Below are 14294 nucleotides of genomic sequence, written 5' to 3' on the forward strand. Positions count from 1 at the left end.
ATTAATATCCCTTACTCTTTTTTTATTTACATTTTTAAACAGGCTCTAAGAGGGGGAATTACAGAAACTAGTTATAAATATAAATGATCAGATGAATATCACTATGCATTGTTTCTCAAGATAATAGTATCTATCTAAGTACTGTGACTTTGCATAAAAATTATAGATTGATAAAAGATGTCTTTAAAGGGATAGAATATTCAGAAGACACTGAACCCATATACAAAAACGACAGAATAAAGGAAATTAATAAAACAACCACAATGAATAATCACGGAAAAGTGAGTGTCTCCTACGATTTCCAGATAGTGCAAGAATTTGATAAGTATGAAAACCCTACTGTCATTTACGGTTATAATGATACCAGCAGAGTAGAGATTAAATTTGTTAATTTAAAGAATACAAGTATTATTAGTATAGTGTTATTGGCTGGTTATAGCACATATTACTAAATATAAATATAACAAAACAATAATTTGGAATGCTGTGCCGCGTAGAGCCAGCATTAGCTTTAATTAAAAAATATGAATGATACTGATACCATTGTAAGCAAACTGGAGAATGCTCTCAATATCAAATTAGAGAAAGAAGATACAAAAAGTGAAAACTATTTTTATATTTCCGGCAGATCGAGCTATTTATATCTTTCAAACTTAAGCTTTGAAAATTTCTCTGCTCTCGAACCTGTTTTCGAAACACTTGAAAAATTGACTTTAATAGAATGCTTGATTGCTGATGGTGAGGACTTGTATCGAATGAAGAAGCTGGAAACTCTCATTTTGAAAAAATGTTCAATTTCCATGGAAGGAACTTTTGATTCGGACGTACCCAAAGCTAAGACATCTCCCGGTAATTTTCGATGTATAGATTTGGAAGACATGATTGTTCCGCATCCCGGTTTTTTCTTACCTGTTTCTAATTATCTTTATGATATCACATTTACTAAATGTACAGTCAGTAATGTTCATGAATTAAATCTTTTCCCCAAATTACATAGCCTGACCATAGATAATACCAATTTCATTGAGTCAGCAAATGACATTAAACACCAACGAGAACCAGACAGAATATTCACTTTTTTAACATTTGGGAATATGAAATTGAAGGAATTCGATTTCTTTATTCCAATTTCGGACGGTTTAAAAACTTTAAAGTTATACGATTGTGAAGTGGAGAGTTTGAAAAGTATTTGCCTTTTTCCAGATTTAAAAAGACTTTACTTATATCATGGTATAAAAATTAATGATCTCAGTATTCCTGATAATGATATAAATCCATTTAATTTAGAGGAATGCATCATTGAATCAGGAATACCGTCTTATGATTGGGATCAAGATTCGATAATACCTGATTTTAATACAGAACTTCTCTTATCAATCGCTCCATATATCCGAAGTTTAAAAATTGAAGGATGCAGACTCACCAATACGCATTATCTGAAGCATTTTTTGAGATTAAAGAAACTCCGTTTTGATAAATGTTCCATCGATCTGGAAGATTATTCATCCATTGCCCCACAAATTAAACGGATTGATTTTGACACTGCTGAGATAAAAAATCAGGAGGCTTTAAGATATTTTACAAAACTAAACTATCTATATTTTTCAGTAGATCGTTTTGAGGATCGAAATTATATAGACGTTGAAAAGCTTTTGCCTTTGAAAAGAAATCTAAAAAAAATCATTCTTCTGGATACTGATGCTATTCGAAATATTAAACAGATAAAACATTTTACAGCATTAGAAAAGCTTACTATCAGAGCAGAATCTGTAGAATTTGCACAGGAAATCCTATCTATGAAATCCCTTAAAGATCTTGAGCTAAGTATTTATATTGAAGAACAGACGCCGGAGATTGCCAAGCCCATCATTCTGGATTTGCAACATCTGAAAAATGTGGAAAAATTACAGCTTGATACCAATGAGGATTTTTATTTTAAAGGAATCGGTCATTTAAAATCTTTAAAAATGCTTATTCTATATGATGATGGTGATCTGGAAAGTTTAGCAGCGTTGCCTTCACTTAAAAAGTTAATCATAGAGGTAAATGCAATGGATAAGCTTCCTCGTTTAGAACAGGTTAGAGTACTTAACTTATATAGCAGAGGAGAATATTGTGAAATAAATTTACACAATAAATTTCCCAATCTTAAAAAACTTGATTTAACTACCTCAGAAAAGCAGAAAATAAGAATCAACGACTTGGAAAAATTAAAAATACTTGTGCTTTCAGGAAGTGATTTTGACGGTATTATATCTTTAAAAAATCTTCCTCATCTTGAACAACTGGATCTAAGTAATTGCAGCCTTTCCACAGTATCTAAACTGGATGACCTCACCAATTTAAAAACGCTCAATCTGGAAGAGAATCAGATTGAAAACATTGAAGGTTTAGAAAATCTAAAAAAACTGGAACGTCTGAACCTCTATTACAACGAAATCTCTGATGTCAGCATATTGAATAAACTGCCCAAACTTCGTGAAGCAAATCTCGCAGGAAACAACATAGAAAAAGAAGATGCTGAAAAACACCTCGACAAACCGGAGGTAGTAACTTGGTATGGTATGCCTTATGTTCCTTTTCGAATAAGTATTGATTAGAAAAACGAAAGTTAACAATACCAAAAATAGTTTTTTAAAATTTATTAAATTGCTGAGTGCCTTAAGTACTCTGTAAACTTGTAAAATTTCAAATAATCTCAAAAAACAATGAAAAAAATAGTACAGCTCATATTGCTGAAAAAATGAAAATTTTACTCTTTTGTACAACTATCATTTGGGCTTTCGGTTATCAAAAACCAGCTACTACTAGACAAGAAAACATTGACTTCCACAACAATTCAGGTAAAAAAGACAGCTTAGAATATTATGATCACATAAGTCCTTTTAAAAACGAGTTTGCAGAAGTTACACTCAATAAAAAACGAGGTTTTATCAATAAGAAAGGGCAAAACGTTATTTCCTGTAAGTATGACTATACTAATGATTTTGAAGAAGGCTTCGCAGTTGTAGAAGTTAATAACAAATATGGATTTGTGGATGGTACCGGAAGAGAAATCACCGCATTGAAATATGATTTTGCTACAAGCTTTGTAAATGGCAGAGCAATGGTAAAACTGAATGGAAAGCGGGGCCTTATTGATGGAAAAGGGAAAGAAATTATCCCTGTTATATATGATGACATAAATGATTTTATTGAGGAATTAAGCACCGCCAAGCTAAACGGAAAGTGGTATATCATAGACAAAATGAATCACCAAAAACCACTTTCCGAAAACTTTACCAGCATCTCTTCTTTTAACGAAGGATTGGCTTTTGTTAAAATTGATGGGAAAATGGGCTATATGAATAAAGAGGGGGAAATTGTAATCAAACCTAAATACGACATGGTATTCTTCTTCCGAGAAGGTATGGCTTGCGTAGAGATAGATAACAAATACGGTTTTATCAATCATAAGGGAGAATTAGTCGTTCCAATAGTATATGATGGCTACCCTGGTTTCAATGAAGGTTTGGCAGCTGTAACGCTCAATAATAAATATGGTTTTATTGACAAGCAGGGCAAAGTAGTAATACCTATACAGTATAATGATGTTTCTGATTTTTTTAATGGACTGGCAACAGTAAATGTCAACGGTAAAAGAGGGCGTATCAATAAAAAGGGCGAAATAATCATTCCTATAATTTATGAACAAATAGTACCTGGAGAAGGGATAAATGGAGTCATTACTGATAAGAAGGGGAAATTTCTGGATGCTCAGGGCAAAGAGTCATTTCCTGAAATTTATGAAGATTTTTATGGCTTTAGTAACGGGGTAGCATTGGTCAAGCAAAAAGGGATCAGGTTTTACATCGATAAAAAAGGGAAGCGACTATTTTAAACATTAACAAATGATTTCGGGGCAGAGCCCCGAGGTATTCTCTTCTGATAAATCATAATATATATGCGTTTTCTATCATACTGCTGTAATATTAACAATATGAATGAGCCTTTCGAAAATGTTATCTTCAATTTAGTTTACTCGATTCGTAAATGATGGAAATCAGGAGACTTAGCTAGATAAAGCAAGCTAGACAATCTCCAACAATATTACTGTCATAAGTTCCCTCTTTTTCAATAGTCTGACCGTATGTACTCACAAACTAATACTCGAATAACTTTACCTTGTATAGACTAACTAAATTAAATGACTATTGTAAAATAGATCCACAATCCATTCCCATTGTTTTCATTTTCTCATTTATACCTATTTTTTCCGCCTGTTTAATCAGTTCTTTGGGAGGTGCTTGTCCAGTTTTTACATTGTTTAGCTTATAAAATAATTTAAGTTCTTCTAAGCTCAATTTTTCGCCTAATTCTTTTGTAAAGCAATCCGCAAATTTTTCAGACTTTTCTTTAGAGGTACCGTCTTCGATCATTCCTTTAGCAATTTTACTGCTCAATCCCTTTAACATAGAAGATTTGGTCTGGGTAGGTTTTGATTGTGCTATTGCAACCTGGCTGCTGCTTAGAACGATCATGCAAAATGCAAAAAATAGTTTTTTCATTGTTATTTTGTTTAAAAAGTTAAAAATAGATCATTTTTTTGATAATTTTATTATTCCTATTTGTTTTTTAGGGATAAATTAATAAAGGCATATTATAAAAAAAAAGAAGCTAAAGGTCAGTTGGTTACTCTTTCAATTTACCTATTTTCTTTATCAACATTCCTCATAAAAAAAATCTCTATCTATAAAACTACAATAATTTCAGATAGAGAATAACAGGATTTAAGATCAAACGACATATGTAAATTTTTATCAGAATGAAATTTCTTATGTAAGAAAAATGATTTTAATAAAAAATCATGATTATTTTGTAATCACTCTCCCCCGCTGATTATCCATTCGAATAGTTTTAGGGCACATGGATTTTGTATATCTTAATAAAAAATTAGACAAACGAAAAAAATGAATAAAAATGTAACGTTATTTATCGTTTGTGTGATCTTCAATCTGATCATAGGAAATTGGGTCTTATTAGCATTTCTAGCAGATACCTCCATCATTTACCGTTTTCTAATTTCACTCGGTACTACTGCGATTTATGCATTTGCTTTTCTTACAACAAACAAGCAAAAATACAAACCAACCAAAATCAAAATAGTTTTTACAGCCGTAGTTACTGGTTTCGCCTCTATGCTAGTAGCCTGTATTTTTACTTCCATCGCAATCAGGCTACCCTCTGATAACATGATAACAGCAGGGTTAAAAGGAATAATACCCACTTTTATTTTTTCGCTTATTTTCGCTTCCCTTGTCTGGATACTGATTGTAGTAGGTAATTTTCTATGTTTTAATAATATGAAATATACATCAGATAAAGAATGACAAGAACAACAATAGAACCTGTATTATCGATTATAGCAACCCCCTACTCTAACCAATTGTATACAACTATTTTGTTTTTTCACCGCTGGGATCGTCTGAAGGATTTATATAGCTAATACCTAATGGACCATACGCACTCACCTGTGTTTCATAGCCTCCTGATTTAGCCCAATGAAAATGAGGTGTATTAGCAGGAAGTACAAACACGCTTCCCGGCGGATAAGCCTTTAATTTTGTCGGATCATACTTTTCTCCAATACCAATATAAAATACGCCGCTAATAACCGTATACACTCTCGCTTCAGGATGTTTATGAGGCATTAATACGACATTGGAAGGAAGTCTCACCCTTACCACATAAGGACCTTCCTTCTTTGGATCCCCAATCAAAACAGCAAGTCGGGCTTCTGGAGGAAAAGATGGAAACGCCGACCATTTGATATCTTCTGCATAGATATCACCCACCTTGTCATTTTGTAAACTTTGTGCCTTGGTATACTGAACTCCTAGCCATACCATACTGCAAAATAGAAATTTGAAAGAATTTATCTTTTTCATAATCATTTAACTATTAATTTTCTTATTTATAACACTTTATTATTCGAAGGGTTATTATACTTGGTTCCCTACCATATAATAATGAACTCATCTTTTTCAGACTTATCACATTTCATTTTAAGTTCGAGTATACTCGTAGATATGTAAAATAAAGTCTCTATTCATCAGTTCGCCACAGGTATACTATTTATACTGCCATTCCTCGTTACTTTTTCTGTAAATAATACCACAAAGTACGGCCGTATTTAACAATCTATTATGTGACCTACATCACATTTACATTGGGCTTCGATATATATGATTAACGACACCTAGATTTAGCAATATTTACTGAGAGGGTTAAGTGGATTGTCTAGAGCAATATTTATAAAAAGTTTTTAATGCATCAAAACAAAAACATTTGCATTATTTTATATGTATTCCTCTCAATTACTTGAATAGGTATGGCTTATATTATGAATCAATAACATCTTATAACATCAAATTACAATCACATATGGACGAACAAATTACAAGAAGATAAGCAATTGACAAATTAGCAACCCTTATCAACCCAGCTATCCCATCAGATGATCAGGAAAAGGAATATGAAGAAACTTAAAAAAACGAAGGACAATGCCATTTGAATGATCCTATAACTAAACATTCGCAAGCACCAAATTCAAAAATTAACCCGTAAAAATATAGATATTAGGCTGAAACAGGGGATATTGAAACAAAAAGGCGGATTTTATGTTCGATTTTCTCTGAAAAACTTGAATTTCAAGAAACATTTTTTCACACCCATTAGGATCCTATTTATGAACAAACAGTTATGAACAAAAAAAGAGGGAAAAAGCATTAAAAAATACTTTTTCCCTCTTGTGACCACAGCGGTTCATTTTCCGAACACTTTTGTGGAAGATTTAGAAAAAATTGCGCAATTATCATCAATTAATTTCTACTAAAACATGCTTAAATATACAAGGTAAAACTTTTGTATATTTATTTGCATTACAGATGGATTAAGTAATAATATACTGAGCTAGTACCAAACTTAAACATCAATTTTATTTCATTTTATATTAGGATGGAATGTTTATTGTTGGAATGTAATCGTATGAATATCAAAATTCTAAATTATGAGAGCAATATGGAATGGTGCTATCGGTTTTGGTCTTGTTAATATTCCAATTAAACTATATTCTGCCACTGAATCTAGTACATTAGATCTAGATATGCTGGACAGCAAAGATCTTAGTAATATAAGATTTAAAAGAATCAATGAAAAGACAGGAAAAGAAGTGGTCTGGGAAAATATTGTTAAGGGCTACAAAATAGAAGATAAATATATTGTTATTGATGATAATGATTTCGCAGCTGTAAGTCCTGAAAAATCTAAAATTCTAAGTATTTCTCAATTCATTAAACAGGATGAAATAGATCCTGCTTTTTTTGAAACCCCTTATTTTTTAGAACCTCAAAAAAATGGAGAAGCCGCTTATCAATTATTATTAAAAGCTCTAGTTAAAACTAAAACAGCAGGAGTAGGATCTTTCATTTTAAGAGAAAGAGAAATTCTTTGCCTTGTTCGCCCATACGACAGTAAAATACTCATGGTCAACAGAATGCGATATCCTGAAGAATTAAGAGGCTACACAGATCTTAAGATTCCTGCAGGGATTGCTCCTAAGCCAGATGAGCTAAAAATGGCAGAAACTCTTATAAAGTCACTAACAAGTAATTTTGATCCTTTACAATACAAAGATACTTATAATGCTGATCTCCTTAAAATAATCAAACAAAAAGCCAAAGGAAAGAAAGTAAAATTAACCCTAACAAAAGAACCTGAGGGAAAAACAACAGATTTGATGACAATGTTAAAAGCCAGTCTAGAAAAAGGAAAAAAGAAAGCAGTATAAAATTATATTTTTACATCATATTTTAACGTAATATATATAGAGCCATGGCATTAGAAGATTACAATAAAAAGCGCAACTTTCAGGAGACCTCTGAGCCTAACGGAAAAGAGAAAATAAGCAGTAAAAAATTGAAATTCGTAATTCAACGGCATGCTGCATCGCGTCTGCATTATGATTTTCGTTTGGAGATGGACAATGTTCTAAAAAGTTGGGCAGTTCCCAAAGGTCCCTCACTTAATCCTTCTGACAAACGTTTAGCTATGATGGTAGAAGATCATCCTTACGCCTATCGTACATTTGAAGGTACTATTCCTGAAGGTAATTATGGAGCCGGTGAGGTAGAAATATGGGACGAGGGAACTTATGAACCCATTGAAAAAATAAAGGGTAAAACAGATGATCTCATAATGCGCACAGAATTACATAAAGAATCTTTAAAATTTATCCTTCACGGGAAAAAATTAAATGGGGAATTTGCCCTTGTTAAAATTAAAAATCAAAAAGAAGACAATGCTTGGCTTCTTATCAAACATAAAGATGATTTTTCAGTTTCTGTTAATTACAATGCAGAAGAACACACCGCTGCAAAATCAAAAGTAACCGCATATCTTGAAAAAAAGAGCAATAAAAAAAAAACATTCCTTCCGAAAGTTTAAAACATTTTAAAAATTATACTCCTGCCCTTTCATCTGAAAAAAAAATCCCTGATTTTATACATCCTATGCTTTGCAAAAGTGTCGAAAAACCTTTTGACGATAGTAGTTGGGCATTTGAAATAAAATGGGATGGCTATCGAGCCATTGCCGATTTGCGGAATGATGATATCAACTTATACTCAAGAAACGGTCTTGATTTTTCGCAGAAATTCAAAAAAATAACCAATGCACTTAAGATCCAAGAACATGAAATGATTCTTGATGGTGAAATTGTAGCCTACGATGATAAAGGTAAACCCAATTTTCAGTGGTTGCAAAGAATAGGCGAAAATCCTAATTTAGCACTTATCTATCAAGTATTTGATTTATTATGGCTAAATGGGCATTCTACAGAAAACCTCTCCTATCTTCAACGTAAGGAACTTTTGAAGCAGGCCATTATCGAAAACGAAATTATCCAGTATCATGACCATATTCTACATCATGGTAATGATTTTTATAAAGCTGCAGAAAGTATGGGGCTGGAAGGAGTTATTGCAAAAAAAACAGACAGTATTTATAGAGAAAACATCAGAAGTTCTGAATGGTTAAAAATAAAAATTCATCAAACAGATGAAGCCATTATCTGTGGATTTACAGAACCAAAAGGCTCAAGAAAGAAATTAGGATCTCTTATTTTAGGTAAATATTATAATGATAAAATCATTTTTTGTGGTCATACCGGAACTGGTTTTAGTGATATATTATTAACTGAAATTCATCAAAAAATGGAACCCCTGATTACTAAAGATTCAATTTTCACTATTACACCAAAAACAAATGCCAAAGCAACATGGGTAAAGCCTGAACTCGTGGCAGAAATAAAATTTACAGAATTAACAAAAGATAATATTTATCGTCATCCCGTTTTTATTAGACTTCGTGATGATATTGAACCCAAAAATGTAGTCTTTACTCATGAAACTGAGTTAAAAAATGAAATCATGGAAAAATCAAAATCTAAAACTAAAACTTTCCATAATAATATGAGTAAGAAAATTGGAAAACAGGAATTGAAATTAACCCATCAAAACAAAATATATTTTCCGGAAGATGACATTTCTAAAGGAGATGTGATCAACTATTACCAAAGTATTTCAAAATATATTTTACCTCATCTCAAGAATCGCCCGCAATCTATGAACCGGTTTCCTAACGGAATCAAAGGACTGAGCTTTTATCAAAAAGATGCTACAGAAACTCCTGATTGGATTCAGATTCAAAAAGTCTTCTCTGAAAACAGTGATAAATACATCAATTATATTATTTGTAATAATAAGGAAACATTAGCCTATCTTAATAATTTAGGATGTATCGAAATAAATACCTGGACAAGCAGGATTCCAAAAGCAGATTTTCCCGATTATTTGGTATTGGATCTCGATCCGTCAGAAAAAAACACTTTTGACGATGTTATAGAAACAGCACAAGCTGTAAAAGAGGTGCTGGATTCTGCAGGAATAAAAGGCATTCCAAAAACTTCAGGCAGTACAGGAGTTCATATTTATATCGCAATGGGAGGTAAATATTCTTATGACCAAGTGAAGAATTTTGGACACTTACTTATGCAGTTAGTTCAACAAAAATTACCTGAAATTACAACTTTAGAAAGAAGCCTTCAAAAAAGAGATAAAAATAAAATCTATCTGGATTATCTTCAGAATCGTCGCGGACAAACCTTAGCAAGCGTTTACAGCCTTCGTCCTAAAAGGGGGGCACCTGTTTCAATGCCATTAGAATGGAATGAGGTTACATCCGGACTAAAACCCACGGATTTTAACATTCACAATTCTTTAGATAGATTAAAAGATAAAGGTGATCTCTTCAAAACGGTGCTTGGTAAAGGAGTTGATATACTAAAAGCGATAAAAAAACTTGAATCTAGGTGAAAGTAAAAATCTCTCACATTTATTTAATTTTATTGGTCTCATAATTGTAATTATAAAAATTCATCCAGTTAATTACTGAAAGATGATACTGAGTTACTATTATATCATAAAATAAAAAACATTATCCATGACATATACTGAAGCAGTTCAACATAAAAAAGAATCTTTGGAAAATGCAGATGAATCAGTAATGAAAAACTACCACCTGATTATTGCTCCCTCTAATATAGAAGAAAGCCAGCGGTGCATTGAGACTTTCTTATCAAATCCAAAATCATTTAATGATAAAAGTTGCAAAAAATTCTGTACTAATGACGATTATCAAGTTATCAGTTTTAGAAAAGATGTAGATTAATAAGGATTTTAATTTTTGTAATTATATAATTCTTCCATCATTTTTTTTTAATTTGTATTTTACACACATTATCATTTTCAAAATAAATGATCCACTCTTTTTTTCGTCCTAACCAGCTGGTTTTAACATGGCAGTACCAGATATCAGAAAGATATGCATTCGATTGATTTCCTATTTCTGCCATCATTTGTGATCTAGTTTTATCAAGATAGTCTTTAGGATTATTTTTTTTCATTATTATTATATTTGTCGTTCATTTAAAGAAGAAAGTTAGAAACAGATAAATAGAATTTAATTCACCTATATTTGATAAATAATTACTCAAACATATGAAATTATCCTAAACCAATAAAAAAAATCATACAAATAAAATATATTACCTTAAAAATTTAACATTATGTAAATTATTAAAAACCCAAATAAATAGCATTTAGCTTTTCTAGTGATTTAATTTATCCTAATTATGTTACGCGTTTTCTCGGTAATCCAATCTCATGCTCTTGGGGATAAGGTTTTCTGGATGTCATACTCACATCTTCTTTAATTTGTCTATGAATATCATATTGCTTGTCCTTATCATAAGCATATCTCGGATCTGGAATCATCGGCATCTTAGCCATTTTATGAATATTAATCGTTGGGAAATGAAAATCAACTTCCACGGTTCCCAATAATAAATAACATCCACCACCCTGAAACGGATATTTCTCAAGACTATTTGGAAAATGAGCCGTATCAAAATAGTCACCGTTTATATCGATCCAGGTCCCAAAATACATCGTCCCCTTTTTGGTGGGAACATGTTTTCTGGAAATAAGATAGGCCAACATCTTTACCTGTCTTTTATGATGCTGGAGTAAATCTTTAACAAACACAGAACCTCTGTATTTTGTTTCTAGTAAATCAAACGGACTGCAGGAAATAGGAAAACCTATTATTTCAATTTCATCGAATGCATCTTCGAATTGTTCTCTTTTTAATTTTGGAAGCTGGAATTCCTCTACAGGTTCTTCAAAAAGCATTAATCCCCTATTTTCTGGTTTAAAATTTACGACCAGTAATCTAGCTTCTACCAAAAGTTCATTCTTTGGGTTACCGGTAAATCGAAAAGCCCCTATAAAAATCAAAATCTGTAAGGTTTCAATACCAATGGGAATTCGTCTGATAAAATCTTCCAATGACTTATAATTACCATTGTTTACTCTCTCTTCCACAATATTGATCGATACACTATTTTCAAAATTTTCTAGGTGCATAAATCCCAGGTAAATTTCATTTTCTCTTAGAATTGTCTGAAATTCGCTGGTATTGACACACGGAGTCTGAACAATTCCTCCGGACATTTTTGCCTCATGGATATACACTTCGGTTCTATAGAACCCTCCTTGATTATTAATTACCGAAACCATAAATTCCAAAGGATAATAGACTTTCAGATAAAGACTCTGATAGCTCTCGACAGCATAGGAAGCGGAATGCGCCTTACAGAAAGAATATCCTGCAAAAGATTCGATTTGCCTGTACGCTTCAGCAGTAAGCTCCATCGAATGTCCAAGGTTTTTACATGATTCAAAGAAATGCTCTTTTACTTTTTGAAGTGCAGATAAGGATCTTCCCTTACCACTCATAGCTCTTCGGAGTATATCTCCATCTGCTAAAGATAATCCTCCAAAATATTGGGCAATTTTAATAACATCTTCCTGATATACCATAATGCCATAGGTATCTCCTAAATGCTCCTTAAATATGGGATGAAAATATTCAAATTGAGTCGGGTTATTATGCCTGAAAATGTATTCACGCATCATTCCACTCTGTGCAACACCTGGCCTGATGATGGATGAAGCTGCAACTAAAGTGATATAGTCTTCGCATTGTAATCTTCTGAGAAGCCCCCGCATTGCAGGAGATTCAATATAAAAGCATCCGATCGTTTTTCCCTGAGCTAAATATTCATTGGCTTTAGCTTCATTTTTGGATAAAGTAGTATCGCGAATATCAACAGTAATGCCTCTTGATTTTTTAATGAGTTTTACTGTGTCATTGATCGTTCCAAGTCCCCGTTGGGAAAGGATATCAAACTTTTCAAGTCCTATCTCCTCTGCTACGTGCATATCGAACTGTACAATAGGAAATCCTTTGGGTGGCATTTCGAGAGCTGTATACTTTGTTATAGCTTCTTCAGTAATCAGAATCCCACAGGCATGCATACTTCTTTGATTGGGAAATCTCTCCAGTAACTTACCATATTCATGAACCTGTTTTATGACAGAATTTTGTTCATGCATATCCATAGACCTTGTCGTCAGCTCGTCCAGTTCTTCTTTAGGCAGACCAAATACTTTCCCGACTTCGCGGAATATAGACTTGTATTTAAACTCTACATTCGTTCCACAAAATGCTACATGATCTTTTCCATAGCGGTCAAAAATATATTCCAGCATCGTATCTCTATCCTGCCAACTCCAATCAAGATCAAAGTCTGGGGGAGTTTTGCGGTTAAGATTCAGGAAACGTTCGAAATAAAGATCCAGTTCCAATGGGCAGATATCGGTAATGCCTAAACAATAACTGACAATAGAATTAGCACCACTTCCCCGTCCTACATGCATAAAACCCATGCTATTGCTGTATCGTATAATATCCCAGGTAATTAAAAAATAAGAACTGAAGTTCAGATCATCAATAACCTTAAGTTCTTTCTCTACCCTTTTACAAGCCTCTTCATGACCAAGTCCATATCTTTTTTTTAATCCTGCATAAGCAAGATTTCTAAGAAGTTTCAAATCATCCGCTTTAGATCCTGTATAGTGTTTTTTGTTTTTAACCTCTTTATAATCAAATTCAAAACTACACTCATTCAAAATACGCTCTGTAGTATTCACAATCTCCGGATACCTTTCAAAGCCTTTTAGAATATTTGTGGAAGACTTAAAGTATTCCGATTTCCTGCAGGTATTATTTTCAGTAAGTTTAGACAATAAAGTATTATGATCAATGGCTCTGAGAATACAATGGACCTGATATTCTTCTTTGGTACTGAAAGTGACTGGATGAAGAACCACCATGTGGGGAATCAATTGTTGAAATTCAGGTCGAATCAGGATATTAAGCTCTTCTTCTCTAATTCCGATGAACTCATTTTTTTTTAGCTTTTCCGGAATATTATTCATCGGATAAATAACAAATACCTGATTAAACTTCGGAGCTGTTTCTGATAGTTCTTTCCCATCACAATTGTGCTGCGTGAGAACCTTATTCACTTCACCGATTCCACTGAATTCTCTCGCAACAGCAATATAAAGAAGCCTGTTTTCTTTTCTGATCTCAATTCCGGCAATAGGCTTAACCCCATACTTTTCACACTCTTTTTTAAAATCATAAATAGCAGTAACCGTATTGATATCCGTTAGCACTAGGGTTTCAATTCCTAAGTCATACGCTCTTTTTACGAGTGCTTCCACTGATAAAGTTCCATAACGAAGACTGTGAAAAGAATGACAGTTAAGATACATATTGTAAGAATT

The 14294-nt window shown here is 32.7% G+C and carries 11 protein-coding genes; 7 read left to right on the forward strand and 4 right to left on the reverse strand.

Annotated features, from left to right (window positions below; translation table 11 throughout):
- The first annotated feature begins 524 nt into the window (after window positions 1-524).
- Window positions 525-2600 (forward strand): leucine-rich repeat domain-containing protein, encoded by a 2076-nt coding sequence (locus AMQ68_RS04565; protein WP_054509412.1) that lies wholly within the window; start codon window positions 525-527, stop codon window positions 2598-2600.
- A 143-nt stretch (window positions 2601-2743) separates the two neighbouring features.
- Window positions 2744-3880 (forward strand): WG repeat-containing protein, encoded by a 1137-nt coding sequence (locus tag AMQ68_RS04570; protein ID WP_054509413.1) that lies wholly within the window; start codon window positions 2744-2746, stop codon window positions 3878-3880.
- 310 nt (window positions 3881-4190) lie between these two features.
- On the opposite strand, the gene AMQ68_RS04575 is transcribed toward AMQ68_RS04570, so the two are convergent.
- The gene (locus tag AMQ68_RS04575) at window positions 4191-4547 is read right to left on the reverse strand and encodes a hypothetical protein (protein ID WP_123905607.1); all 357 of its coding nucleotides are present in this window, start codon (window positions 4545-4547) and stop codon (window positions 4191-4193) included.
- A 402-nt stretch (window positions 4548-4949) separates the two neighbouring features.
- Here AMQ68_RS04575 and AMQ68_RS04580 point away from each other — a divergent pair, with 402 nt between their 5' ends.
- Window positions 4950-5369: a hypothetical protein gene (locus AMQ68_RS04580; protein WP_054509415.1), complete on the forward strand. Its 420-nt coding sequence runs from the start codon at window positions 4950-4952 to the stop codon at window positions 5367-5369.
- A gap of 66 nt (window positions 5370-5435) precedes the next feature.
- On the opposite strand, the gene AMQ68_RS04585 is transcribed toward AMQ68_RS04580, so the two are convergent.
- The gene (locus AMQ68_RS04585; RefSeq protein WP_198408874.1) at window positions 5436-5927 is read right to left on the reverse strand and encodes a cupin domain-containing protein; all 492 of its coding nucleotides are present in this window, start codon (window positions 5925-5927) and stop codon (window positions 5436-5438) included.
- A gap of 1121 nt (window positions 5928-7048) precedes the next feature.
- On the opposite strand from AMQ68_RS04585, the gene AMQ68_RS04590 reads away from it, so the two are divergent.
- The 4 genes from AMQ68_RS04590 to AMQ68_RS04605 all read left to right on the forward strand — a co-directional run bounded on the left by AMQ68_RS04590 (window position 7049) and on the right by AMQ68_RS04605 (window position 10767).
- Window positions 7049-7828, forward strand: a complete 780-nt coding sequence (locus AMQ68_RS04590) for a Ku protein (RefSeq protein ID WP_054509416.1) — start codon at window positions 7049-7051, stop codon at window positions 7826-7828.
- Window positions 7829-7872: 44 nt separating this feature from the next.
- The gene (locus AMQ68_RS04595; RefSeq protein ID WP_054509417.1) at window positions 7873-8484 is read left to right on the forward strand and encodes a DNA polymerase ligase N-terminal domain-containing protein; all 612 of its coding nucleotides are present in this window, start codon (window positions 7873-7875) and stop codon (window positions 8482-8484) included.
- 65 nt (window positions 8485-8549) lie between these two features.
- On the forward strand, window positions 8550-10412 hold the full coding sequence (ligD, locus tag AMQ68_RS04600; RefSeq protein ID WP_054509418.1) for a DNA ligase D: 1863 nt from the start codon (window positions 8550-8552) through the stop codon (window positions 10410-10412).
- A 127-nt stretch (window positions 10413-10539) separates the two neighbouring features.
- The gene (locus tag AMQ68_RS04605; protein WP_054509419.1) at window positions 10540-10767 is read left to right on the forward strand and encodes a hypothetical protein; all 228 of its coding nucleotides are present in this window, start codon (window positions 10540-10542) and stop codon (window positions 10765-10767) included.
- A gap of 37 nt (window positions 10768-10804) precedes the next feature.
- On the opposite strand, the gene AMQ68_RS04610 is transcribed toward AMQ68_RS04605, so the two are convergent.
- Both AMQ68_RS04610 and AMQ68_RS04615 read right to left on the reverse strand, forming a co-directional pair.
- A complete protein-coding gene (locus AMQ68_RS04610) occupies window positions 10805-11002 on the reverse strand; it encodes a hypothetical protein (RefSeq protein ID WP_054509420.1) in 198 nt (65 codons plus the stop codon).
- A 226-nt stretch (window positions 11003-11228) separates the two neighbouring features.
- The gene (locus AMQ68_RS04615; protein WP_054509421.1) at window positions 11229-14282 is read right to left on the reverse strand and encodes a DNA polymerase III subunit alpha; all 3054 of its coding nucleotides are present in this window, start codon (window positions 14280-14282) and stop codon (window positions 11229-11231) included.
- Window positions 14283-14294: the final 12 nt, after the last annotated feature.

Source organism: Chryseobacterium sp. ERMR1:04 (assembly GCF_001297705.1).
In the GTDB taxonomy this organism is placed as follows: domain Bacteria; phylum Bacteroidota; class Bacteroidia; order Flavobacteriales; family Weeksellaceae; genus Chryseobacterium.

Coding starts and splice junctions, on each gene's coding strand:
- AMQ68_RS04595 (WP_054509417.1), top strand. CDS start 7,873: ATGGCATTAGAAGATTACAATAAAAAGCGCAACTTTCAGGAGACCTCT.
- ligD (WP_054509418.1), top strand. CDS start 8,550: ATGCTTTGCAAAAGTGTCGAAAAACCTTTTGACGATAGTAGTTGGGCA.
- AMQ68_RS04585 (WP_198408874.1), bottom strand. CDS start 5,927: ATGAAAAAGATAAATTCTTTCAAATTTCTATTTTGCAGTATGGTATGG.
- AMQ68_RS04590 (WP_054509416.1), top strand. CDS start 7,049: ATGAGAGCAATATGGAATGGTGCTATCGGTTTTGGTCTTGTTAATATT.
- AMQ68_RS04605 (WP_054509419.1), top strand. CDS start 10,540: ATGACATATACTGAAGCAGTTCAACATAAAAAAGAATCTTTGGAAAAT.
- AMQ68_RS04570 (WP_054509413.1), top strand. CDS start 2,744: ATGAAAATTTTACTCTTTTGTACAACTATCATTTGGGCTTTCGGTTAT.
- AMQ68_RS04575 (WP_123905607.1), bottom strand. CDS start 4,547: ATGAAAAAACTATTTTTTGCATTTTGCATGATCGTTCTAAGCAGCAGC.
- AMQ68_RS04615 (WP_054509421.1), bottom strand. CDS start 14,282: ATGTATCTTAACTGTCATTCTTTTCACAGTCTTCGTTATGGAACTTTA.
- AMQ68_RS04565 (WP_054509412.1), top strand. CDS start 525: ATGAATGATACTGATACCATTGTAAGCAAACTGGAGAATGCTCTCAAT.
- AMQ68_RS04610 (WP_054509420.1), bottom strand. CDS start 11,002: ATGAAAAAAAATAATCCTAAAGACTATCTTGATAAAACTAGATCACAA.
- AMQ68_RS04580 (WP_054509415.1), top strand. CDS start 4,950: ATGAATAAAAATGTAACGTTATTTATCGTTTGTGTGATCTTCAATCTG.